This window comes from Psychrobacillus sp. INOP01 (assembly GCF_018140925.1).
In the GTDB taxonomy this organism is placed as follows: Bacteria; Bacillota; Bacilli; order Bacillales_A; family Planococcaceae; genus Psychrobacillus.
On record NZ_CP073315.1, the window covers coordinates 3,067,948 to 3,091,870 of the forward strand.

Below are 23,923 nucleotides of genomic sequence, written 5' to 3' on the forward strand. Positions count from 1 at the left end.
ATAAGTTCACGAGAGCCGCTTCTTTGAAATAGAGAAGTGGCATTTTTGATTCAAAATCAGAATGGGTCTATTTAAATTATTTTACTTTTCAAAAAAAGGGTTTGACACTACAATATAATTGTCTTACAATAAAATTTATAGAAAATTATAATTCTTAAGTTTATTAGAAGGGTGGAATTTGCATGAAGACGATAAAGAGACAGGCACCGAAAGGGATATTAGGATTTCCGGTTGCACCAATGAATGCAGAGGGAAAGCTAGATTTAGAGGCATTAGGGAAAAATATTGAGTTTTTAATAGAGGGTGGATTAAGCTCTATATTCGTTGCATGTGGAGCAGGTGAGTTGCATGCAATTAGCAATGAAGAATATAAATCTATGGTCGAAGTTGCAGTGAAAAAGACGCAAGGGAAGGTTCCTCTTTATACAGGAGTAGGAGGAAATATTTCACATGCTTTAGAACAAGCAAAAATTTCGGAAGAGCTAGGAGCAGAAGGTTACTTGATTTTACCGCCATTTTTGATTGATCCTTCACAGGATGGAATTTACGAATATTTAAGAACGATTATCCAAAGCACGGCGCTAAATGCAATTGTCTACCAAAGAGATAATTGTATTCTAGATTCTAAGACACTAAAAAAACTATGTGAACTTCCGCAACTTGTAGGGTTTAAAGATGGTGTTGGAAATATGGAGAATAATATTGAGTTTACACATATAATCGGAGATCGTCTGGAGTGGGTAAATGGAATGCCTTTAGCAGAAGTGACAATGGCTGCTTATGTGAACTTAGGTTTCACATCGTATTCATCTGCAATTTCCAACTACATACCACATATTTCAGCTATGTATTACGAAGCACTACTAAATGGAAATAAAGAAGTTGCGCATGAATTGCATGAAGACGTTATTTTGCCAATTCATCGGATTCGTAAACAGAAAAAGGGTTATGCAGTTTCTCTTATTAAGGCGGGTATGCAAATTGTTGGGCTACCAGTGACAACGAATGTTAGGGCACCAATTGCCACTGTTGAAAAAGAACATTATGAAGAATTGAAGAAAATTATTGACCATGCATTGGAAAAATATCCTGCTCCATCAAGAGTTATATAATAGGAGGTTCTTTTAAATGACAACGATAGCTAAAGAAAAAACGTACTTGAATTATATAAATGGCGAATGGATTGCTTCCGAAACAGGAGAAACAGCCGAGAGTAAAAATCCGGCAAATAGGGATGAAGTGGTTGGTCTTTACCAATTATCTTCAGCCAATGACTTTGATCAAGCTGCTACTTCCGCAAGAAAAGCGCAAAAAGCATGGCGCAAGCTTACTGGAAATGTAAGAGGCGATTATTTACTTAAAGCTGCTGCTATTTTAGAAGAGCGAATAGAAGAAGTTGCAACCGCCATGACAAAAGAAATGGGCAAGACATTTACAGAGGCAAAAGGAGAAACTGCACGTGGGGTAGCTATCCTACGTTATTACGCAGGAGAAGGAATGCGACCGATTGGCGATGTAATCCCTCCTACTGACGGCGAGGCGCTTATGTTCACAACTAGAGTACCTCTTGGTGTTGTTGGCGTTATTACACCTTGGAACTTTCCGGTAGCCATACCTTTATGGAAGATGGCACCAGCACTTATTTACGGTAATACGGTTGTTATTAAGCCAGCAAGCGAGACAGCGGTTACTTGTGCAAAAGTGATAGCGTGTTTGCATGATGCAGGAATTCCAGCAGGAGTTATAAACATGGTGACAGGTTCTGGTTCTTTGATTGGAACAGAAATGGCCAATCATGCTGAAATAGATGCGATTACATTTACAGGATCCAACGCAGTAGGCAAGCAACTCGCACAAACAGCTGTTTCAAGAGGTATCAAATACCAACTTGAAATGGGAGGGAAAAATCCCGTAATTGTTGCGAATGATGCGGACCTAGATTTGGCGGTGGAAGCAACGATTAGTGGAGGATTGAGATCATCAGGCCAAAAATGCACAGCTACGAGCAGAGTCATTATCCAACAAGATGTTTATGAACAATTTAAAGAAAAGCTGCTACAAAAAGTGGCAAACATTACAATTGGAGATGGCATGGAAGAAGGTACATGGATGGGTCCTTCCGCAAGCGAAAATCAGTTGAACACAGTACTCTCAGCTATTGCAAAAGGAAAATCAGAAGGGGCTACACTCCTCTTTGGAGGAGATAAAGTAGAAAAAGAAGGCTTGAATGGGTATTACGTTGAGCCGACGGTTTTCGATGACGTATCATCTACTATGACACTTGCTCGAGAAGAGATTTTTGGACCAGTTCTTGCACTTATGAAAGTAGATACGATTGAAGAGGCACTAGAATTGGCAAATGACTCAGAATATGGATTAAGCGCGTCTATTTTTACAACAAAAATAAGTAATATGCTTTCATTTATAAATGAAATGGATGCAGGATTAGTCCGTATCAACGCTGAGAGTGCCGGAGTTGAATTGCAAGCTCCATTTGGTGGGATGAAACAATCTAGTTCTCACTCTCGTGAACAAGGTCAAGCAGCTAAAGAATTTTACACGGCTATTAAAACAGTGTTCGTTAAGTAAAGTGAAATCGTTACAATGGAGGTGTAAGAGTGAATTACGAAGAAAAATTAGAAAGTAAAGGATATAAATTTCCAACGCAAGCAAATAAGCGAATATTTGAGGCAGGCGTCAGAACTGGAAATTTAATCTTTGTTAGTGGTAATGCAGCGAAAGTAGAAGGTGTATTAAAATATAAAGGGATTGTAGGCGATACAGTTACGTTGGAGCAGGCACAAGATGCAGGTAAAATTGCCTTTGTAAATTGTTTAGCTACAGTTCGAAATATGATAGGTAATTTGGATTCTATGAAAAGGATTGTTAATATTAAAGGTTATGTGGCAAGTACTCCTGAATTCACTGACCAACCAAAAGTGATGGATGAAGTATCTGCATTAGCAATTGAGATATTTGGCGAAGTAGGAAAACATAGTAGGGTTTCGCTTGGAACATCTTCACTACCAGAAGGAACACCTGTAGAAGTTGAAATTGTTGTTGAAGTGTGATGAATGATTAAGGCGCAAAATAACTACAAAAGGAGACAGGCTGATGAAAAATATGAACGATCTACCATTAGGCATCAAACAATTATTTACGAGTATCACTCACTTGAAAGAAGGGGAAAAAGTACTGGTTATCACGGATGATGATAAAAGAGAGATTGGTGAATTTGTTTATAAATATGCCAAACAATTTTTTGAAACTTCCATGATAGTTATGCCTCCAACTGAGGGGCATGGTGCAGAACCGACAGAGGCTGTTACTGCTGCGTTGAATAATTGTGATGTTGCATTTGGTGCTACTACTTATTCCTTGTATCATTCAAAAGCACGCTTAAGTACAAGTAAAAATGGCCGACTACGATGGATCGGACTTCAAGATTATGCTCTTCATATGTTCGAAAAAGGTGGATTAACTGCAGATTTTGATGAAGTTACACGAGTTGTTAATCGAGTTGCACCTTTTTATAAAGGTAAAACATTTACACTTACTGCTCCTGGTGGTACTAATATGGTTTGTAGCATAGAAGGACGTGAACCTGTGCTGGATCATGGAACGGCAACCGTGCCTGGATCTGCTTCATTTCCTCCGAATGCAGAAGTTGCACTAGGACCAGTTGAAGGAACTGCAAACGGTGTATTGGTATTTGATGGAAGTATCCCACACCCATTGTTAAATTTGATCGAAGAACCGATTACATGCACAGTGAAGGATGGCTTCATTACAGAGATAACCGGTGGACGTGAGGCAGATATATTACGTAAGATGCTAGCTGACTTCAACGATTCAACCGTTTATAATATTGCAGAGCTTGGACTTGGGCTCAATAAAGAAAATTTCCTGTGCGGACATATGGCGCCAGATGAAGGGTCATTTGGAAATATCCATATTGGTATTGGAAAGAATTTAAACTTTGGTGGGCATGTCGATTCGCCATTGCATTTAGATATGATTATTAAAACGGTTACATGTAATATTGATGGGCGAGATATTATGAAAGATGGAGAACTGCTAGTTTAATAAATTTCGGGCAAAAACTCTTGGTGTTCTACTTAGGAAAAGGCTAATTAGCTATACCAAGAGTCTCCTGTTGTGAAAAAATATTTAACTATGAAAGTAAGCGCTTACAACCGTATATTTCATATATAAAGAATGAGGTGGCTGAATGAAAAAGAAGAATAAAGTTACGGCAATTATACTAGGTCTTACATTGATGATAGTGTTAGCTGGATGTTCTGCTTCAGCTAATGGAGAGGTAAATAGCAAACGAATTATTAGTGTTGCAACCGTGCAACCTGAGAACCATGCAATTTATCTTGGTTTAAAAGCATTTAAAGAATATGTAGAAGAAGAAATGGGAGATAAATTCGAAATCAAACTTTTTACTAATGGTGTAATTGGTGGAAATTCGGAGGCACTCGAATTGTTACAAATGGGATCACTCGATTTAGTTGCTACGAGTGGAAGTAATTTGGAAGCTTTTGCAAATGAGTATAAGATTTTTGGTTTACCTTATTTATTTAACGATGAAGCAAGCTTTCGTAAAGTGATGAACGAGGAAGAATTTACAGATATAATTTATAATTCGACAGCTGACAAGGGAATCCAAGGTGTGGCTTGGTTTTCCAATGGAGTAAATAATTTTTATGCTTCAAAGAAAATTGAAACTCCAGCAGACTTAAAAGGATTGAAGATTCGTGTTCAGTCTAGTGAAGCAAATGTGAAGCTCGTACAAGGATTTGATGCGGCAGCTGTTGTCATGGCTTATGGTGAAGTGTATACAGCGTTACAGAACCGTGTCATTGACGCTGGTACGAATCCTGAGATGGCGCTTGTTGATATGAAGCATGGGGAAGTCGCAAAATACTATTCTCGCACAGAGCATCAGATTTTTACCGACATGCTTGTTGCAAATACAGACTTTTTAGATTCGCTTTCAGCAGAGGAGAGAGAAATTTTCCAAGATGGATTTAAAGTGAGCAGTCAAGTTGCAAATGAAGCATGGGATAAACGGATTTCTGATGTGACAGAGGAAGCAACGAAAATGGGAGTAGAATTCATCACTGTGGATAAGGAATTATTCGAAGAAATGCAAAAACCAGTAAAAGAGGAATTATTAATCTCCAACCCGGAATTGCAACCACTTTATGACAAGATTCAACAAATCCAAAACTAAAGAAGGTGTATTTAATGGAAATAGTAAAGAACATAATGGATAAGGTGTTATCAGGTGCTTGCGCCGCTTTATTGTCTTTTATGACGCTACTTGCTACTTATCAAGTGATTACACGATATGTATTTAGTAGTCCAAGTACGATGTCGGAAGATTTGTTGAGTTATTCCTTTGTTTGGGTATCTTTGCTGGGTACAGCGTTAGTATTTGGTCAAAAAGACCATATGAAATTATCTATATTTTCGGATAAGTTTAAAGGGATAAAGCTGTTTGCATTATCTATTTTTACCGAGTTACTCATCATGTCTATTGCGGTAATTGTCTTTTTATTTGGAGGTACACAGGTTGTTGGAGTAGGCGCAATACAAATGTCACCAACGTTAAATATCTCTATGGAATGGATTTATGTTGTGCTTCCAATAAGTGGCGTATTGATAGTTGCCTATAACATCATTAATATCATCCAATTAGTACAGCGATTCACCGAAAGCAAAAAGGAGGGGATTCTATGAGTGTAGCAGTAACAGCAGGTTTATTGATATTTTTTACAATTGTCATTCTATTACTTATCGGTATTCCAATAGGAATAGCACTCATTGTTGCCTCGATACTAGCAATTACACAAGTATTAGGTTTTTCGGCGGCAATTCCCTCATCGGCTTTGAAAATGTTTCAAGGTATTAACATATTTACCTTATTGGCCATTCCTTTCTTCATACTTGCAGGGAATATTATGAATAAAGGTGGTATAGCCGTTCGGCTGATTAACTTAGCAACCGCTATGACTGGCAGGATACCGGGATCACTTGCTCAGACGAATGTAGTTGCAAACATGCTTTTTGGATCTGTATCTGGTTCTGGAACAGCTGCCGTATCAGCAATGGGGTCAATCATGGGTCCTATTCAAAAAAAAGAAGGCTATGATGAGAACTTTACAGCTGCTATAAATATAGCAACCGCTCCTACTGGATTATTGATACCCCCGAGTACTGCTTTAATCACATATGCTTTGGTAAGTGGAGGCACTTCTGTAGCTGCTCTTTTTCTTGGGGGTGTAATTCCTGGTGTCTTATGGGGAATAAGTTGTATGATCGTTGCATTCTTTTATGCGAAAAAGAAAGGGTATGTTGGTAAAAAGCAAATATCCTTAAATGAATTCCTAAAGGTCGCATTAGAAGCAATTCCAAGTTTATTACTAATCGTTATTGTCGTTTTTGGTATTGTTGGAGGTATATTTACTGCTACTGAAGGCTCTGCAATTGCAGTTGTCTATAGCTTACTTTTATCTATTATATTTTATAAAACGATCAGCTTAAAAGAATTATATGCTATTTTGATAGATAGTGCGAAGTTGTCTGCTATTATTATGTTTTTAATTGGGGCATCTAATATTATGGCTTGGGTTATGTCGTTTACTGGAATCCCAGATATGATGGCAAACGTGATATTAGGCATTTCGGATAATCCAATTATCATTTTGTTAGCTATAAATATTTTATTGTTGTTCGTCGGCACATTTATGGATCTTACACCGGCAATTTTAATTTTCACACCAATATTACTTCCTGTGTGTTTAGCATTGGGAATGACCCCTCTGCATTTCGGTATCATGCTTACGTTTAATCTTTGTATTGGAACAATTACACCACCTGTAGGAAATATTCTTTTTGCTGGTATTAAAGTATCAAACGTAAAATTGGAAAAAGTTATGCCACAACTGCTCAAATTTTATGTAGCCATTTTTGTTGTCCTTTTGCTTGTAACGTATGTTCCATGGTTTTCAACATTCCTACCTTCTTTAGCTGGATTTAGTTAAAATGTTGAAGAAATAGATTAACGAAGAGGGAGAGTGTAGTGGTACAATGACTTCACTCTCTTTTTACATAGTAATGTGAAATTCCTTTGGGATTATAGTGTATAATTGTCATATAGAAAATCTCAATTATTTTTAAAGAAAGGTGGGATTTGATGAAGGAGTATACAATGAACACCATCCGTAGGAGTACTTTGTCACAGCAGGTGCTAGAACAAATTATTTTTATGATAACAAGTGGACAATTGAAGCCAGGCGATAAACTACCAGCTGAAATGGCATTGATGGAACAGCTTGATGTAAGCCGCCCAGTATTACGTGAGGCTCTAGGGTCATTGGAAACGTTGGAAATTATTACAAGAAGACCCCGGAGTGGTACATTTGTTAATGATAAAGTGGGCAGCAGTCCGTTCAAGGCAATGCTAGCATTGTCCATTAATAATATCCCTGCCGTTATTGAAGCACGAATGACTTTAGAATTGGGACTCGTCACAATCGCAGCTGAAAAAATATCCGATGATCAACTTGAAAAAATAAAAGAAACAATTGAAAGAATTCAAGAAAATCCAAATAGTGATTATGGGAAATTAGATAAGGAATTTCATCGGCTTATTGCGCAAAGTGCAAATAATCCTGTAGTCGAAGGGATGATCGACTCCCTTCTTATCACACATGAAAAAACAGATAGCTTGATCACTTATCGTGAGCCTTCTATTACGATCGAGCATCATTTAGCAATATATGAAGCGTTGAAAAAAAGAGATCCTCATGAATCGTTCAAACAAATGTATAAGCATTTGAGATATGTAAGGGAAAAAATATTAGATGATTATGAAAAAGAATAATCATAAAACTTGCCCTGTGTCAGAAACAATTCTACGATATTCAGTCCTTTAAAGATTCTCTAACAAGATACATTGGTACGACATTAATAAAAAGTACAAATTCGCTTTATCGAATTTGTACTTTTTTTGTGTAATGTTTGGAGTGCTTAATCGACATATAATTTAAAGTGAACCTTGTACCTTTCAAATTTTGTATTAATATTAACCATTTTACTTCACGATACATATCGTTCCATACACTAAAACATAAAGTTTGCTGCGTCATTACTACCTAAAGAATCATTGGCTTATACCTGATGAGTTTATTATTCTTAGGCTACCTAGGAATAGACGAATCGTGCATGACTCAAAAGGAACGTAGCGAGCAGTGACGGATTTTGAAGATGTATTGAAGCAGTTTGAGCCGATGATTTCTGCCTGCATTCGAAAACTAAGCATATATAAAAATCACGAGCTCTATAGACAGGCTGGTAGAATTGCATTATGGAAGGCATGGGTGAAGTTCGATATGGAAAAAGGAGATTTTGCACCCTATGCGTACCGATCCATATATGGGGGAATGCTTGACGAATTAAAAAGAGAAAATCGTCAGGAGGAGCAAGTAGACCCCGTGGAGGATGAAAAATTGGCCTTTTTACTGGAACAGTCCTTTGTAACAAGCTTACTGCATGAGGATTTAGAAATAGCAATCGAATCATTGCAACCAAACGAGCAAGAGCTTTTGATGTGGATTTTCGTGGAAGGGATCTCGCTGCAGCAGGCAGCGACTAGAGTTGGTATAACAATACCGGGTATTAAAAAGAGACGGGAAAGAATGCTTGCAAAATTGAGAAAACGTATTGAAAAATAGGATTTACCGGTGGAAATATGCCGAGAAAGTGATAGTTGTCACTTCTCGGTATTTTTTTCAGTTACTTTCTACTACTAGGAAAAGAAGTATTTTTGTAGTATAGGACCAAATTCTAAAAATCAGTTTTAAAAAAGGGGTATTTAGGAATTATTTTTAAAATATTCAATATTTTTAGTATATTTTAACTAGTAAGTAATATGGTAATTTGATAGGATAGACTTATAGGGAGGAGACGAAAAGGGGGAAATGTTGTGAAGGATATTAAAGGTGATTCTGAATTGATTGATAACCAAACATTACTGCTTGAGTCCGTTTTTAAAGATAAGGTAAAGACGCGAATCGTGACGACCCATGGAATTTATAATTCAGAAGAGAGTATATTGAACTTACTTGAAGATGCATGTAATCGATTTGCATCCACGCTAGAAGGACGGTTGAAGGCAACGAAAAAATTAATGAATTATTCGGTAAAGACACCATTACTAATAGAACCGAATCATTTCGGCGCTTTTCCAACTATGTCCTATAGGCATGTGGAGTGTGTATGGATATTCAGTCACCCTTTCAATGTGGAAGAGGTGAGCAAAGGAAAGTCAGTCGTCCTTTTTACAAATGGAATCTCTGTTTCTGTGAATGCTTCTAAGCATGTGTTGCTCAAACAACATCAAAGACTACACACCACGTTAAATATATATGGTATCTACCATCGAAATAAGTAGGATACATAGGAACCAGAAGGTTAAACGTTTCTATAGTTTATGTAACTTAAAAGCTAGGCACTGGCATTGAAGTGTACAATAATATTGTCTCCTAACTAAATATTTTAACTGTGTGGCGTCTGAAGATATTTTCAGATGCTTTTTTTGTTTATAGTTATTTCTAGCGTGCTTGAAAAAATTGATAGATAAGTGGTGGTTATTGAATTTAATGTGGTAGTTGGCAGGATTTATGTTTTAGATACCATATTAAGTGTTAGTTGAGAGATGATATGTGGCAGTAGTTGGACAAAATCGTGGAATACTTTACTTTTGACCAATACTTAGTTTACATTGAAGGAATTTAAAATAGCAGCGAGAAGTGTTCTAGTCATTCTTCGTGGCTATTTTACTTACTCAAAAAACTATTGCCCACTCTCATGTTCAAACTCAAACAAGCATATAATACAAAAAGCAACAAAGGAGAAAAAATACTGAATCGTAGAATACTAGAAAAACAAGCAATACTGCCAAATGCTACAGCAAAAGATTGGGAAGATGCTGTACGTTTATGCGGAGAAATACTTGTGAAAACGGGAAAAGTAGAAGCGACTTATGTAGATGCAATGATCAGAAATATTCAGGAGCTTGGACCTTATATTTTAATAGCGCCTGGTGTAGCAATGCCTCACGCGCGTCCGGAAGATGGAGTTATTCAAGAAGGAATTAGCGTTGTTGTCTTGAAGGAAGAAGTTGCCTTTGAGCCTGGCAAGGAATTTAAGGTATTAATCGGCTTGGCCGCTTTAAATAATGAATCACATATCGACATTTTACAAAAAATTGCGGAGGTGATTTCTAAAGCAGATTCGATAGAGCAATTAAAAAATGCAAAAGAGCATGACGAAATTTTTCAGTTATTTATGTAAAAGAGGAGCATAAGCCATGAAAATATTAGCAGTATGCGGAATGGGTTTTGGATCTAGCATGATGTTGAAAATAACAATCGAAAAAATATTAAAGGAAAAAGGCATAACAGCGGATGTAGAAACTGCCGATTTTACCACAGCTTCCAGCACCTATGCAGATATCATTTTTACTAATGAAGAATTTGCTAAACAATTGGAAGGAGGAAAAGCAAAGGTTGTTAGTGTAAAAAATATTGCGGATGCAAATGAAGTAAGAATCGGATTGGAGTCGGTACTAAACACATAAGGGGGATAGATGTATGGCTTTTTTTGAATTCTTAATGAATGAGATTTTAAGCATTCCTGCTGTGTTAGTTGGTTTAATGGTCTTGGTTGGACTTGTTGCTCAACGTGCTGCTGCTACAAAAGTGATGTCTGGGACTCTTAAAAGTATTATAGGTTTACTTATTTTAGGTGCAGGTGCGGGGGTCATTGTAGGTTCGTTAGATTCGTTAGGCGGAATTATTGAAGAAGCCTTCCATATTCAAGGTGTCATTCCGAATAATGAAGCGGTAGTTGCTATTGCTCAGCAAATGTTTGGTACGGAAACAGCACTTATTATGGGATTTGGATTCGTTGCGAATATTTTATTTGCTCGTTTTACACCTTGGAAATATATCTTTTTAACCGGGCATCATACATTCTTTATGGCCGCTTTGCTATCTGCCGTTTTAGGAACATCTGGCATGGAAGGCGCTACTTTAGTAATTGTTGGTTCTTTACTATTAGGCTTTTTCATGGTTTTGATGCCAGCACTTGGTCAGCCATTTATGAGACAAGTGACGGGAAATGATGACATTGCGATTGGTCACTTTGGAACATTTGGTTATATTTCTGCTGGTTTAATAGGAAAATGGTTTGGCAATAAATCGAAATCCACAGAGGATATTAAAATCTCAGAGAAATGGGCATTTCTGAAGGATTCATTGATATCTACTGCATTAACAATGATAGCTATTTTCATCATATTAGCTGTTTTAGCAGGTTCAGACGTTGTGTCTAATTTCTCCGGAGACCAAAACTATATTATGTTCAGTATCATGCAAGGTATTACATTTGCCGCTGGTTTAAGTATTATTTTACTCGGTGTACGTATGATTCTTAATGAAATCGTGCCGGCATTTAAAGGAATTGCAGATAAGCTTGTTCCTGGTGCAAAACCTGCATTAGATATACCGATTGTTTTCCCATTTGCACCAACAGCTGTAATGATAGGTTTCCTTTTCAGTTTTGCCGGGGGGCTTATTAGTATGGCATTGTTAGGGGTATTGTCATTGCCACTGATCATCCCAGGTCTAGTACCTCACTTCTTTACAGGAGCGGGTGCCGGGGTATTTGGTAATGCAACAGGAGGTCGAATTGGTGCTGCTGCGGGTGGATTTGTAAATGGTGTTTTAATAAGCTTCTTGCCAGCATTTTTACTACCCGTTTTAGGAGAACTTGGTTTTGCAAATACAACATTTGGTGATTCGGACTTTGGTGTAATAGGAATTATTATTGGATTCATTGCAAGTCTATTTAGCTAAAAACTTTTAGGTAGCCTTCTTTCTAGATAAGAGAGGGTTACCTAATTTTATGAGAAGAGGAAGAGGTGCTTTATTGCTACAATCAAATGATCAATTAAAACTGACAGCTACGGTGCTGAGGAAAAGAATATTATCTACTGCTTATTATAAAAAACAGGGTCATGTTGGTGGTTCTCTATCATGTGCGGATATTTTAGTTAGTTTATTTTTTCATCAATTATCTATCGATCCGTCTAATCCGAAATGGGAGGATAGGGATCGATTTGTGTTATCAAAGGGTCATACGGCATTGGGGCTTTATGCCACACTAGCACTGAGGGGATACATTTCCGAAGAGGAGCTTAAAACCTTCGATCAGTATGAATCGCGACTACAGGCACATCCGGATATGACCAAGTTAGATGCGTTAGATATGTCTACAGGATCTTTAGGACAAGGTTTATCAGCAGCGGTTGGAATGGCTATTGGTGCGAAAAGGTTGAAGAAGGATTTCCAGGTTTATTGTTTGATAGGAGATGGGGAGTCTCAGGAGGGTCAAATTTGGGAAGCGGCAAATATAGCTGAAAAATATAAGTTAGATAATCTGATTGTTATTTTGGATCAAAACGGTCTGCAGCAATATGGGTGGAAAAATGGCGATAAAAGGTTGAACCCAGAGTGTTATGGGAGAAGAAAGTTTGAGAGTTTTGGGTTTGAAACTTGGGAAGTAGATGGACATTGTATGGAGGATTTAATAGCTGTGCTGACTGAAGTGAAGGGGAGACAGGAGGGACACCCTAAAGCTATTATTGCAAATACAACAAAAGGTAAGGGTGTTCGTTTTATGGAAAATAATTATGTTTGGCACTCTAAAGCACCTAATGATGAGGAGTATATAATGGCTTTAACCGAACTAGGGGAGGAAGTTTAAGCAGCATGTTGATAAGTGTCCGTGACCAATTTGGAAAGCACTTGGCGCAAATAGCAAAAGATGATTCCAGAGTTCTTGCTCTGGATGGAGATCTTGGAAACTCTACACGTCTAGATTCTATAGAGAAAGAAACAGTCGATTCCTTTTTACAAATGGGGATTGCAGAGCAAAATATGGTGGGCGTGGCAGCGGGGTTAGCTTCGGTCGGATTTCAGCCTTGGGTATGTAGCTTTGCCACTTTTTTAACAAAAAGAGCATTAGATCAAATTGTAGTCAGTATTGCCCAGACCAATTTCGATGTGAAGCTAGTTGGCAGTTATAGTGGATTGCTGACAAGCAACACTGGTAAAACACATCACTCCTTAGATGATATAGCTATCATGACCACGATACCAAATATGACTGTCATTGCCCCTGCCGACGCGAGTGAAACGGTCGCTGCTATGAAAGCTATGCATCAAACAGCAGGACCTATGTATTTAAGGTTAACTAGGGATGAAACGATTCCTTCTTTTTTAGCTGATGCTGAATTTGAAATTGGAAAGGGTAAAACGCTGGCGGAAGGGACGGACATCTTAATAGTAAGTACCGGGAGTACAACCTACCGTGTAGCTGAGGTTATTAAACAAATGGAAGGTGTGTCAATTGCCCACCAGCACTTTCCAACGCTCAAGCCATTTGACAAAGAATTGTTATTAGAAGGTGCTAGAAAAGTTCAACTTGTAGTAACAGTAGAAGAGCATTATATACGTGGTGGGCTTGGAAGTATCGTTTCAGAAATTTTATCGGAAGAATTACCTAAGAGAGTCTATAGAATTGGAGTTCCCGATAGGTTTTTGGGTTGTGGGACGGATGAAGAGTTGTTGGCGGCAAATGGACTTTCGGTGGAAGAAATCAGAAAGTCGCTTTCTAATGAATTGATAAGGTTACGGTGAGACCTGTAGAAATTATGTGGTATTTAAGTGGTGTTTAAATAATATGAAACAAATTTAGAACGTCAGGGATGACGTTCTTTTTTATTCTACTAACTTTATGTGTAGTTCATTTCAATCGGAACGTTTATAATAGAAAGTACGAGGCGTTAACAGTGAAAGTAGGGGGAAACATGGCATCGATTGATCAAGAACTTTATGAATACCTTATAGAAAATTCAAGTAATATTACGAGTCAATGGTTTGCAGCAAAAAGTGGTTTTAATGGCTCTTTTTATTCCGATAATCCGAATCCAGATATAGATCAAGTTTTGATGGAACAACATGCTTTGACTATTAGGACTGTTGCTTATGCTTTTTTGGAGGAAGAGAATGGATTTCAGGAGCAACTTCTATTGTGGGCAGAGACAGTAGCAAAAAGTAGAATTGAACATAATACACCGATTCATGATGTAATACAGGCTTTACATAAAACTCGTGAAACCATATGGCTGTATGTGGAGTACTTTGCAAATGACAACCTCGATGAATTGCTCAATACCCATATACTAAAATGGAGTCGCTTATTTAATACAGCATTTGATCAGCTTATTCATAGCTTCTCATCAAGATATTATGAACTATCTAGCAAAAGATTGAATGCCCAACAATCTTTAATAAATGAATTGAGTATTCCCGTTATACCAATTTTGGATGGTGTTGGGGTATTACCGGTTATTGGGGATATTGATACGACTCGGGCAAGGTTATTATTGGAAAGTGTGCCCTATAAATGTGTAGAAGTTGGTATAGATAAACTTTTCATAGATATTTCGGCTGTTTCGGTTATGGATACAATGGTAGCAAATGAAATGTTTCATCTAATAGATGTACTTCAATTGCTAGGCATCAAAACTTCTTTATCTGGTATTCGTCCGGAAGTGGCACAGACTTCCATCCAATTAGGAGTGGATTTTGGCAATATTTCTACTTTTAGTTCGTTAAAACAGGCACTGTTGAGGACGGGACTTTATAATCGTATCCCAGGTAAATAATAGAAGAAAAAGAGGAAATTGAAGGTAAGAGCTAGTTGATTTTTGACTATTGTAGATTTTATATATAATAATTAGGCTTTCAAGCTGCTATACATATAGGGAAACGAGTATGGATAGGTACTTGTAAGATTGGAGAGTAGTATTTGATGAAATCTGTTATATACCTGGTAGTTTTATTGGTGCTAGTTCTTTTGTTACCTGATATTTCCTATGCGCAAAATGGAATGGACGAGAAATCATCTGGGACGGATAGAGTGATAGTCGAGGTCCTTAATGAGGATGGGCAAGAAGAGATTGAAAGTTTAACGTGGGATGAGTTAGATAAGATGGAAGATGTTCAACAGGTTGAAGTGTTAGAACCAGATTATATTCGTTCCATTGGTGTTGTCCATACTAATATAGCGATGAATCCTACTTGGTCTGCAAAGCGAATTGGTGTTGAGCAGATGAAGGAGCAGTTAATATCAAAAAAAAATGATGTAATTGTGGCTATTATTGATACGGGAGTAGATAATACGCATCCTTTGCTAGCTGATAGAGTGATAGAGGGATATGATTTTGTAGATAATGATAGAGATGCAATGGACAAGCATATGCACGGAACACATGTCGCAGGAATAATTACACAATCTACGCCGGAGCATGTGAAAGTGCTCCCAATACGTTCTCTGGATGCAGATGGGAATGGGTACGATACGAACATTGCTAAAGGAATCCATTATGCAGTAGATAACGGAGCATCTATTATTAATATGAGTTTAGCAGGAGAAAACTATAGCACATATTTGGCAAATGCCATTGAATATGCGATCCAGCATGATGTTCTCATAGTAGTTGCCTCAGGAAATAAAGGAATGGATACCGAAAAATTTTATCCTGCCTCTGAACAAAGAGTGATTGTCGTATCTGCGACAGATGAAAATGATCAGGTAACGGATTTTAGCAATACAGGAGCATCGATTGACATTGCAGCACCGGGTGTAAGCATTCTATCTAGCATCCCTGGAGGAAAATATGCCCTAATGGATGGCACATCAATGGCTGCCCCCCATATTAGTGCCGTTGCCTCCATGTTAAAATTAGATGATCCTACTAGAACCATTCAAGAAATCGAAGACTTGATCAAACAATATGCGGATGATAAAGGTGCGGCAAACTGGGATTCACTTTACGGAGAAGGTATTGTAAATGTCTCCTCTTACCAAAAGTATTCTATGATCCAGCAAAAACAGGCATCAGCTGACTACATCTCACTACCAAAATATACAAACGTCCCACTTGATAAAAAATGGACCATCAACTTTAATCGTATTCTCACAAATACTAAAATCATCTCTGTCTTTATGTACTCCGATGAAAAAGAAGTCCCAATTAATGTCTCCTTTACAAGAGGTACCGATAAATTAATGGTAACACCTAAAGCTAATTTTGAAGCAAATTCTCCCTATCTGCTCGACATACGAGTCGCTGGTGGTGATCGATATATGATGAATTTCGAAACAGCTTCAGTTGAAGAGTGATGGTTTAAGGAAATTGTATTAGTGAGTAGAATATGTAGAATAATGAAAAGTATTGGAAACCAATTGTGCATGGGGCAATTGGTTTTATTGTGGTGTGGTAAATTGCAGTGTTAAATAAAGTTTATTTAAATTTTGTACAAACAAAAAGAAACCATTTTGAACTAAGATTGATCAAAATGGTTTCTTTTTCGGTGAATGCTTGTATTATAAATCTTTTTTTAAATAATAATGCTTGTAGTCTCGTCCTACATTGTCTAAACACCCATATACTTCATATCCATTTTTTTTATAAAAACCTAATGCTTGGAAGCTTAGTGTGTCTACCTTTATGAAATTGCATTTTTTTTCTATAGCGATCTTCTCAAGTTCTAATAATAATTTTGTTCCAAATCCCGATTTTCGAATATCCTCATTAATCATAAAGGTATGAATTTCTAACCAATTCCAGCACACTTCGGCGAGTATTCCGCCACGTGTAATCCCATTTTCGTCCTTAAGATACAAACAGACTTCTTCATATCTGCCTCTTAAATCTACTGGAAAATGTTTCAGGTTAAACTTATAAAGCTCATCATCAATATATTGTTTATCATTTTTATTTAATTCATTAGTAATGCGCAAATTCATCGTTGATTTCTCCTTTTGCTTTGTTTTAAATTACAAAAAATGTAAATTATTTTCCGGGAAATTCATTTTGAAGCAAACCATAGATTATCATATCTTTACATTCTCCCGTAACACTATGACATTCAAACTGTCTTAAACAGCCTTCTTCCTTAAAGTTGAATTTTGTCAATAATTTCTTTGAGGCTATGTTTTCATCTGTGACGATTGCCTGGATTCTTACTAAGCCTAACTGATTAAATCCTATTGATAATACTTCATGTATTGCTTCAGACATAATACCACGACACCAATATTCTTCAGATAATTCATAACCTGTTTCAGCTCGTTTGCCTGCAAACTCACTTAAGAAAATCGTGCCAATAACTTCATCTGTTACTTTGTCAGCAATGGCAAAACGAATAATCCAACCTTCTTCAAAACCTTTGTTCCAAGCATTGATTACTTCATAACTTCTTTCTAAAGTTCCTGGTCCGTTCCAATCTAGGTGACGATATACATTTTCATTTGAATAATAGTTGTATAAACTAAGAGCATCCTTCAACTGCAACTTTCTAAGTATAATGTTTTTAGTTTGTACTGTCGGAAACGTTCCTAATAATTTCGAAAAGTTCATTTTTTTCCCCTCTATCTCTTGTATGATTTAGAATACCTGTGACATTGTGGAATAATTTTTCTATATCGGGTATAGCCATCCCTCATTTTTCTAAAAGAATAATATGAGTAGTAGTATTCAAAAACTATTAGCTGCTTCATAAGTGGTGATTAGATTATATCCTACCAACATTCACTGGTAATACCTCATTCTTATTTCATAAAAGAAAATAAGCCAATGTAGTAAAAACTACATTGGCTTATATTCAAATATTTGTCCTTTTTCTTTTTTCAATTAATATTATTCTTTGAATGCTCTTAGATGACAAAAAATATTTTTCGCCTAATGTAACCATATCTATCCCTGATAGATGATCGTAATAAATATTAGAATTTCTTAATTCCAACTCTCTTCTTGTAGCAGTACTGGAGCCCCAACTCTTTTTATTTTCTTCTCTACGTGGAATATAAATGTATTCACCATCAACATATTTTTGTATTAACTGTACCAACTCAGCTGGTAGTATATTTTTTGCTTTTTTATAGCTCATTTTTGCACTCCTAAATGTTTAGTTTTCTTTTAGGAATAGCAAAGGCTATATTTTTCTTATGCAATAGCCTTTGCTATGCAAATATAGTATTCTTTCTCAAAAAATCAATCCTCCTTGCATTTTAGATTATTTATTTTCCTATATGTCCGTTTCAAAAATTTATTACTTTAGGACAGGAGGGGATGCTATAGCTACTTTTTTGGAGAGTGAACTTCGTTATACTATTTTACAACTGGAAGGGTTACCTTGTTTACCCAATCCTTAATGAATCGTTCTTGATGCGAGTTCAAATGAGGTAGGTTATTACGGGAAAAGAATCGATGTTCGTGACTTTCTTCCGTTTTATGTAGTAACTCTCCTGAAAAACAACTGGAATGGAATATAATCTGGACGCTGAAAATCTTATCTCCATTCTGATATTCTGCAAATCCTTCTTCACCTGAATAAAGACCAAACAACTGTAATTGTTCAACTATTAATCCTGTTTCCTCAAATGTCTCACGTACAGCAGTTTCAAGAAACGTTTCTCCAGGCTCCATAACCCCACCTGGAATACCCCAAATATCCTGATCTGTCCGATGTTGTAGTAAAATCTGATTCTCATGTTCAATAATAATGCCACAGCCTACAGTCATTAGCATTTCATTTCCAATTAACTTACGTATTGTTTGTATGTAACTCATTATTTCCTCCATAATCTTTAATCAAAAAATTCCATATGCTTTAAGTCTTGTTTATAGTAATCTAACCTATCTTGTAAAGTACCTGTATGAAACTCAAATTTATGACCATCTGGATCAGTAAAGTAAATAGATTTCTTATCTCTTTCATCCCTTAGACGACTGGGTAATATATTTACATTTAATCCTTTTAGTTTGTCAAAAATTTCATCAAATTCTGTTTCTTCAATTGAAAAAGCAATATGTGTGTATGACTGGCTTATTTCATCACGGGGTATGTCATTCTCTACATTAAGAGCAAGCCACATACCATTTAAATCAAAGTAGGCAGTGCTTCTACCTTTTACTAGCAACTTAGCGTCAAATACTTTTTGATAGAAATCAATAGAATTTTCCAAATCAGAAACTGAAAATAGAAAGTGGTTTAGACCTTTTACCGACATCTTAATCGCCCCTAAGTTTGAATATATAATTTTACTAAAACGTTGCTTTAGTAAAATAAGTTCGACAAATAAAGCGTTAATCCTTCTTTAATTACGTTCTTCGTTAGTTCAATAGCGTTTACCATTATGTGGTTGAGTGGATTTATGTGACGACCACCATTTTATGTGTTGGTTATGGGAGTTTAAGTGGTAGATAAAAGAGGTTATGTGTTGGTTGAGGAGGTTTATCTGGTAGCCGTCATTTTTATGTGTTGGTTATAGGAGTTTATGTGGTAGCCAAGGGTTTTTATTATTAAGATAAAATCATTATTCCCCAATAATACTTTGACTTCAAACTTTCTTTGACTTTCACACCTAATTAATTTACCATTTATATAGTACTATTTTTAAGGAGTCATCTATGATAAAAGAATGGAATTTTTTACGTGCTGTTACATGTTTGTGTATTGTTTTCTTACATAGTACAACGCAGACGGCATCAATCGTTTCGTATCCAGAAATCGAGTATTATCACTTGTTTCGAATTCTCCTATGCTATGCAACTCCAACATTCATCGTTCTGTCCGTTATTATATTAGCAAATCGTTATCCAGACAGATTGCCTAACAACTTCTGGGGAAGCCGACTTAAGTTTATTTTTTTACCATTTATTGCGTTCGCAATTATAGACGCATTATTTGCGTATTACACATACTCGAGTACTAATCTTGTGGATAAAATCCTTCGGAATATAGTGACTGGTTCCTTTGAAGGATGGTTTATCCTTGTAATATTTCAGTTTTATTTTTTACATCATCTTGTTACAAAATACAAAATATCTATGGCTTGGTTAATCCCAATAAGTATTTTAAGTATGCTGTGGTACTTAAATTGGATGAATAATAATCCAGATATATTCCCAGATTTTAACTACATGCTGAAATTACCGTTTATCGCTTGGTTTGGTTATTTTGCATTTGGTTTTGTAGTTGGAAAGTATTATACAATTATTTCTGAAAAGTTATATAAGCATAGGTGGGCAACCTTATTATACGTAGCTGTTGCTTTCTCGTTTATTTTTCTTTCCTATGAAGCAGGAAATACACTAGTCCATTCGCGTAGATTTGATCTGTTCCCATTTGTTATATCAGTAACCTGTGCGATGCTCGCCTGGGGTCAAGCTATTCCTAGTTTTAAAGTACTGACATTGCTAAATAACTATGCGTTTGGAATTTACCTAGTACATTGGCCAGTTCAGATGTTTTTAGCTCCAATTACGGCAAATTATTTCCAACAAACAAGTACAAGAGTTCTGGCTTTGTTCTTTATTTCTTTACTACTTAGTATCATTATTATCAAACTTATCTCGCTACTTCCTTTTGGACAGTATATTGTGGGGAAAACAAAGAAAAAAACACAAAAAGCAGCCATCAAATTGGAACCGATTACACAATAAAAAATGCTCTGCACTTAAAATTAGTGCAGAGTTTTTTTGTTAAAATGACAATGAATTATTTATTTTAAAGTGAGATACCAATTAAATTTAAGTGCCATAACTGCCAGCAGGCGGTATAATGTTCACTAGGTGATAAATATGAAAACAATCTCAATCTTAATACCAGCATATAATGAGGAGCAAGTACTACATACGTTGATCAATCGTTTAGATGCAGTTACAAGCGAACTGCCGCATTATCAATTTGAGTATTTATTTGTCAATGATGGAAGTACGGATAATACACTTTTTTTGTTAAAACAATTGGTGGAACATAGAACCGATGTATCATATGTGAATCTTTCACGGAATTTCGGAAAAGAAGTGGCAATGCTTGCTGGGTTTGACCACACTAAAGGACAAGCGGTTATCATTATTGATGCAGACCTACAAGACCCTCCAGAACTCATCCCTGAAATGATTGGGTATTGGGAGCAAGGCTATGATGATGTGTTTGCGAAGCGTCGCAGTAGAGCGGGGGAATCTTGGTTTAAAAAATGGTCATCCTCAAGGTATTATAAAATATTGGAATCTCTTTCGAATATTCCGGTACAGCGGGACACAGGCGATTTTCGTTTATTGGATCGTCGTTGTATTGATGCATTGCAACAGTTACGTGAAGGACAGCGATACACAAAAGGAATGTATAGCTGGATTGGCTTTAACAAAAAGGAAATTCTGTTTGACCGTGATCCACGTGCAGCAGGGGAAACTAAGTGGAATTATGGAAAACTATTTAATTTGGCTATCGATGGAATTACATCTTCTACGATTGCGCCACTTCGGTTCTCCTCTCTATTTGGTGTAATAATTTCTGTGGTTGCCTTTTTCTTTATGATTTTCGTCGTTATTCGGGCATTATTATTCGGTGATCCAGTACCTGGTTATCCATCCCTTATGGCAGTAATTCTATTTTTAGGTGGTATTCAGCTTTTATCATTAGGGATTATTGGAGAATATTTAGGGAAGGTTTTCTATGAGACGAAAGGACGACCGGTGTATTTTGTAGAAGAATATGTTTCCACTATAAAAAAAGATGATTCGGCTGAATAAGCTTGAATCATCTTTTTAATATTTTTCTGGATAACAAAAACGTAAATGGGATCGTAACTACAGAAGCAATAAGGGCCCCAATTCGATCATCCACTCCGAAATATGTAGAAAGTATATATAATACGGTTGTCGAAATGATTATTTGGACGACATATGTCAAAGGAAATTGAAAGAATTTTCGCCATGTTGGCTTTATATTATAGGTAAAATAGGAATTCAAATAAAATGATCCTATCATACTTATGACAAAAGCTATCCAGTGGGACGGCAAAAAGTGCCAGTCTATTACCTGAGAAAATAGTAAATACCAACCATAATAATGGAGGGTATTTAAAACGCCGACAATTATAAATTTCGTTAACTCATTGCGCATTTCAAAACCTCCCATAAAGTTTATTGTACCTCAAAATATATTTTGTAGTAAACTAAGCCATTAAAAAAAGGGTCTTGTACCTAGCGAATTATAGTTATAATGTAACTATTATTCGCTAGTATTCGACAGTACACTTAAGGAAGTACATAAAGAAATGGGGGAAACGATGGAAAAATTACTAAAATTACTCGGAGCATTTCTCATCATGCTCCTGATATGGAATAGTTATACTAACGTAACTGAAGCTTCCGCTTTTCGAGAAGTATATACCGTAAATAGTGCATCGGGAGTACTCCTAAGAGAGGCTCCATCTACTGGATCTGCGTCGCTACAACACATGAGCTACGGCACATATGGAACTGTATTCTCGATTGATGAGAACGGTTGGGCTCATGTTCAAGTGGACGGATTAAGTGGTTACGCGCCAGTAAGCTATTTGAAAAAAGCTACAGGTACTATTAAAATAGCAAGTTCTATAGGTGGCGTTATAGTTCGAGAATCTGCAAGTGCAACGAGTAAGAATCTTGCAACACTAAAATATAAAATGATTATAGAAGAATTCTCCGCTGAAAACGGGTGGTCATTCGTTCAATATGGCAATATTACTGGTTATGTTGCCTCTAACTTTATAGGAAAGCCTACTACTTATCCTGCAACAGTAGCATCCAAAAGTGGAGTAGTCGTGAAAAATATTGCAAGTACGAGTGGTGCAAGTGTTGGTGCACTTTCGAATGGAAAGACTGTCTTAGTACATTCGGAGTTAGCTGGCTGGGCTTATGTAACAGCGGGTGATATGCAAGGGTATGTAGTTGCAAGCTTTCTTTCAAAGGGAACACCAGCACCAAACACTAGCAATATAGTAAACCCTAAACAAGTCATTACACATAAGGAAATGACGACTTATTTACAGCAGATTGCAGCGAAATATCCGAGTTTCACAGAATTAAAACAAATAGGATCCTCTGTAGAGAATCGTCCTATTTATGCAATCCGGATCGGAAATGGGAAAAAGGAAGTATTGTTTGATGGTTCCGTACATGCAAGAGAGCATATGACGACAAATGTCCTGCTCGAAATGATTGACACATATAGTGCACACTATGCAGCGGGTAGTTCTTACGAGGGTTACAACGTTAAATCTGTTTTGGACAAGACAGCTATCTGGTTTGTGCCGATGGTTAATCCTGACGGGGTTACGCTTGTCCAATTAGGAGCAAATGCGGTAGCTAACAAGTCTAGTGTCCTTGCTATTAATGGAAGTAGTAACTTTAACCGCTGGAAGTCCAATGTACGCGGTGTTGATTTGAATGATAACTTTGACTCGAGATGGTCCAAAATTAACAATTCTCGACCAGGTCCTTCTTATATGCAATATAGAGGCCCCCGTGCGTTCAGTGAGCCGGAAGCACAGGCTTTAGGGAACTTTATGACCAGTCGACCGTTTAAAACCAATATCTCCTATCATTCATCTGGTCAAATTATGTACTGGTTTAATTATCAACAAACGGCAGAGCTTAATAGAGATAAAGGCTTAGCCAATCAATTATCTCAAATTACCGGATATAAGGTTATGCCACCGCAATACCTTCCGGGTTCTGGGGCATCTGGAGATTACTTCATCCAAGAAACCGGAATGCCAGGTATTGTACTTGAAATTTCCCCATATGCAGGTGAAAACCCTGTCCCATTAAGTAGATGGGATCGTATTTGGAAAGAAAATGCTAAGGTTGGCTTATTTGTCGCAAATGAAGCATCAAACAGATAGCCTTATTACCTACAAACCAACAAGGTTTGTAGGTTTT

26 protein-coding genes are annotated in these 23,923 nt (G+C 36.8%); 20 read left to right on the forward strand and 6 right to left on the reverse strand.

What is annotated here, in order from left to right:
- The first annotated feature begins 182 nt into the window (after positions 1-182).
- The 17 genes from kdgD (at position 183) to KD050_RS15245 (ending at position 16,329) form a co-directional block, all read left to right on the forward strand.
- On the forward strand, positions 183-1,112 hold the full coding sequence (kdgD, locus tag KD050_RS15165; protein WP_211893174.1) for a 5-dehydro-4-deoxyglucarate dehydratase: 930 nt from the start codon (positions 183-185) through the stop codon (positions 1,110-1,112).
- Between the two features lie 16 nt (positions 1,113-1,128).
- A complete protein-coding gene (gene gucD / locus KD050_RS15170; protein WP_211893175.1) occupies positions 1,129-2,589 on the forward strand; it encodes an alpha-ketoglutaric semialdehyde dehydrogenase GucD in 1,461 nt (486 codons plus the stop codon).
- Positions 2,590-2,618: 29 nt separating this feature from the next.
- A complete protein-coding gene (locus KD050_RS15175; RefSeq protein WP_211893176.1) occupies positions 2,619-3,071 on the forward strand; it encodes a RidA family protein in 453 nt (150 codons plus the stop codon).
- Between the two features lie 43 nt (positions 3,072-3,114).
- The gene (locus tag KD050_RS15180; RefSeq protein ID WP_211893177.1) at positions 3,115-4,086 is read left to right on the forward strand and encodes an aminopeptidase; all 972 of its coding nucleotides are present in this window, start codon (positions 3,115-3,117) and stop codon (positions 4,084-4,086) included.
- A gap of 145 nt (positions 4,087-4,231) precedes the next feature.
- Positions 4,232-5,242: a TRAP transporter substrate-binding protein gene (locus tag KD050_RS15185; protein WP_211893178.1), complete on the forward strand. Its 1,011-nt coding sequence runs from the start codon at positions 4,232-4,234 to the stop codon at positions 5,240-5,242.
- Positions 5,243-5,256: 14 nt separating this feature from the next.
- Positions 5,257-5,751: a TRAP transporter small permease gene (locus tag KD050_RS15190; RefSeq protein ID WP_211893179.1), complete on the forward strand. Its 495-nt coding sequence runs from the start codon at positions 5,257-5,259 to the stop codon at positions 5,749-5,751.
- Positions 5,748-7,055 carry a TRAP transporter large permease gene (locus KD050_RS15195; RefSeq protein ID WP_211893180.1) on the forward strand — a complete coding sequence of 436 codons (1,308 nt, stop codon included), beginning with the start codon at positions 5,748-5,750 and terminating at the stop codon, positions 7,053-7,055. Before KD050_RS15190 ends, KD050_RS15195 begins: the two co-directional genes overlap by 4 nt.
- Before the next feature lie 152 nt (positions 7,056-7,207).
- Complete coding sequence (locus KD050_RS15200) at positions 7,208-7,897, forward strand: FadR/GntR family transcriptional regulator (protein WP_211893181.1); 690 nt, start codon at positions 7,208-7,210, stop codon at positions 7,895-7,897.
- Positions 7,898-8,264: 367 nt separating this feature from the next.
- The gene (locus tag KD050_RS15205) at positions 8,265-8,747 is read left to right on the forward strand and encodes a sigma-70 family RNA polymerase sigma factor (protein ID WP_211893182.1); all 483 of its coding nucleotides are present in this window, start codon (positions 8,265-8,267) and stop codon (positions 8,745-8,747) included.
- A 251-nt stretch (positions 8,748-8,998) separates the two neighbouring features.
- Positions 8,999-9,466, forward strand: a complete 468-nt coding sequence (locus KD050_RS15210) for a competence protein ComK (protein ID WP_235753827.1) — start codon at positions 8,999-9,001, stop codon at positions 9,464-9,466.
- A 416-nt stretch (positions 9,467-9,882) separates the two neighbouring features.
- Positions 9,883-10,368, forward strand: coding sequence for a PTS mannitol transporter subunit IIA (locus KD050_RS15215; protein WP_211893183.1), 486 nt, complete (start codon positions 9,883-9,885; stop codon positions 10,366-10,368).
- A gap of 16 nt (positions 10,369-10,384) precedes the next feature.
- Positions 10,385-10,654, forward strand: a complete 270-nt coding sequence (locus tag KD050_RS15220) for a PTS sugar transporter subunit IIB (protein WP_211893184.1) — start codon at positions 10,385-10,387, stop codon at positions 10,652-10,654.
- A 13-nt stretch (positions 10,655-10,667) separates the two neighbouring features.
- Positions 10,668-11,933: a PTS ascorbate transporter subunit IIC gene (locus KD050_RS15225; RefSeq protein ID WP_211893185.1), complete on the forward strand. Its 1,266-nt coding sequence runs from the start codon at positions 10,668-10,670 to the stop codon at positions 11,931-11,933.
- Positions 11,934-12,006: 73 nt separating this feature from the next.
- Positions 12,007-12,843, forward strand: coding sequence for a transketolase (locus KD050_RS15230; RefSeq protein WP_235753828.1), 837 nt, complete (start codon positions 12,007-12,009; stop codon positions 12,841-12,843).
- A gap of 5 nt (positions 12,844-12,848) precedes the next feature.
- Entirely contained in the window at positions 12,849-13,778 is a 930-nt protein-coding gene (locus tag KD050_RS15235; protein ID WP_211893187.1) for a transketolase family protein, read from the forward strand.
- Between the two features lie 170 nt (positions 13,779-13,948).
- Positions 13,949-14,809 carry an STAS domain-containing protein gene (locus KD050_RS15240; protein WP_211893188.1) on the forward strand — a complete coding sequence of 287 codons (861 nt, stop codon included), beginning with the start codon at positions 13,949-13,951 and terminating at the stop codon, positions 14,807-14,809.
- Positions 14,810-14,955: 146 nt separating this feature from the next.
- On the forward strand, positions 14,956-16,329 hold the full coding sequence (locus KD050_RS15245; protein WP_211893189.1) for a S8 family serine peptidase: 1,374 nt from the start codon (positions 14,956-14,958) through the stop codon (positions 16,327-16,329).
- A gap of 204 nt (positions 16,330-16,533) precedes the next feature.
- Here the strand turns inward: KD050_RS15245 and KD050_RS15250 are convergent, their stop codons facing one another.
- The 5 genes from KD050_RS15250 to fosM form a co-directional block, all read right to left on the reverse strand.
- Complete coding sequence (locus KD050_RS15250) at positions 16,534-16,956, reverse strand: GNAT family N-acetyltransferase (protein WP_211893190.1); 423 nt, start codon at positions 16,954-16,956, stop codon at positions 16,534-16,536.
- Positions 16,957-17,002: 46 nt separating this feature from the next.
- Positions 17,003-17,569, reverse strand: coding sequence for a GNAT family N-acetyltransferase (locus tag KD050_RS15255; protein ID WP_211893191.1), 567 nt, complete (start codon positions 17,567-17,569; stop codon positions 17,003-17,005).
- Between the two features lie 244 nt (positions 17,570-17,813).
- Positions 17,814-18,098: a CD3324 family protein gene (locus KD050_RS15260; protein ID WP_211893192.1), complete on the reverse strand. Its 285-nt coding sequence runs from the start codon at positions 18,096-18,098 to the stop codon at positions 17,814-17,816.
- Positions 18,099-18,319: 221 nt separating this feature from the next.
- A complete protein-coding gene (locus KD050_RS15265) occupies positions 18,320-18,781 on the reverse strand; it encodes an NUDIX hydrolase (protein ID WP_211893193.1) in 462 nt (153 codons plus the stop codon).
- 17 nt (positions 18,782-18,798) lie between these two features.
- Positions 18,799-19,221, reverse strand: a complete 423-nt coding sequence (gene fosM, locus KD050_RS15270) for a FosM family fosfomycin resistance protein (protein ID WP_211893194.1) — start codon at positions 19,219-19,221, stop codon at positions 18,799-18,801.
- A gap of 400 nt (positions 19,222-19,621) precedes the next feature.
- Between fosM and KD050_RS15275 the strand changes: the two genes are divergently transcribed.
- Together KD050_RS15275 and KD050_RS15280 are read left to right on the forward strand one after the other, a co-directional pair.
- Positions 19,622-20,656, forward strand: coding sequence for an acyltransferase family protein (locus KD050_RS15275; protein ID WP_211893195.1), 1,035 nt, complete (start codon positions 19,622-19,624; stop codon positions 20,654-20,656).
- 138 nt (positions 20,657-20,794) lie between these two features.
- On the forward strand, positions 20,795-21,748 hold the full coding sequence (locus KD050_RS15280; RefSeq protein ID WP_211893196.1) for a glycosyltransferase family 2 protein: 954 nt from the start codon (positions 20,795-20,797) through the stop codon (positions 21,746-21,748).
- Between the two features lie 7 nt (positions 21,749-21,755).
- Here KD050_RS15280 and KD050_RS15285 read toward each other — a convergent pair whose 3' ends face one another.
- A complete protein-coding gene (locus KD050_RS15285) occupies positions 21,756-22,121 on the reverse strand; it encodes a GtrA family protein (RefSeq protein ID WP_211893197.1) in 366 nt (121 codons plus the stop codon).
- Between the two features lie 166 nt (positions 22,122-22,287).
- Between KD050_RS15285 and KD050_RS15290 the strand changes: the two genes are divergently transcribed.
- On the forward strand, positions 22,288-23,886 hold the full coding sequence (locus KD050_RS15290) for a M14 family zinc carboxypeptidase (RefSeq protein ID WP_211893198.1): 1,599 nt from the start codon (positions 22,288-22,290) through the stop codon (positions 23,884-23,886).
- The last annotated feature ends 37 nt before the right edge of the window (positions 23,887-23,923 follow it).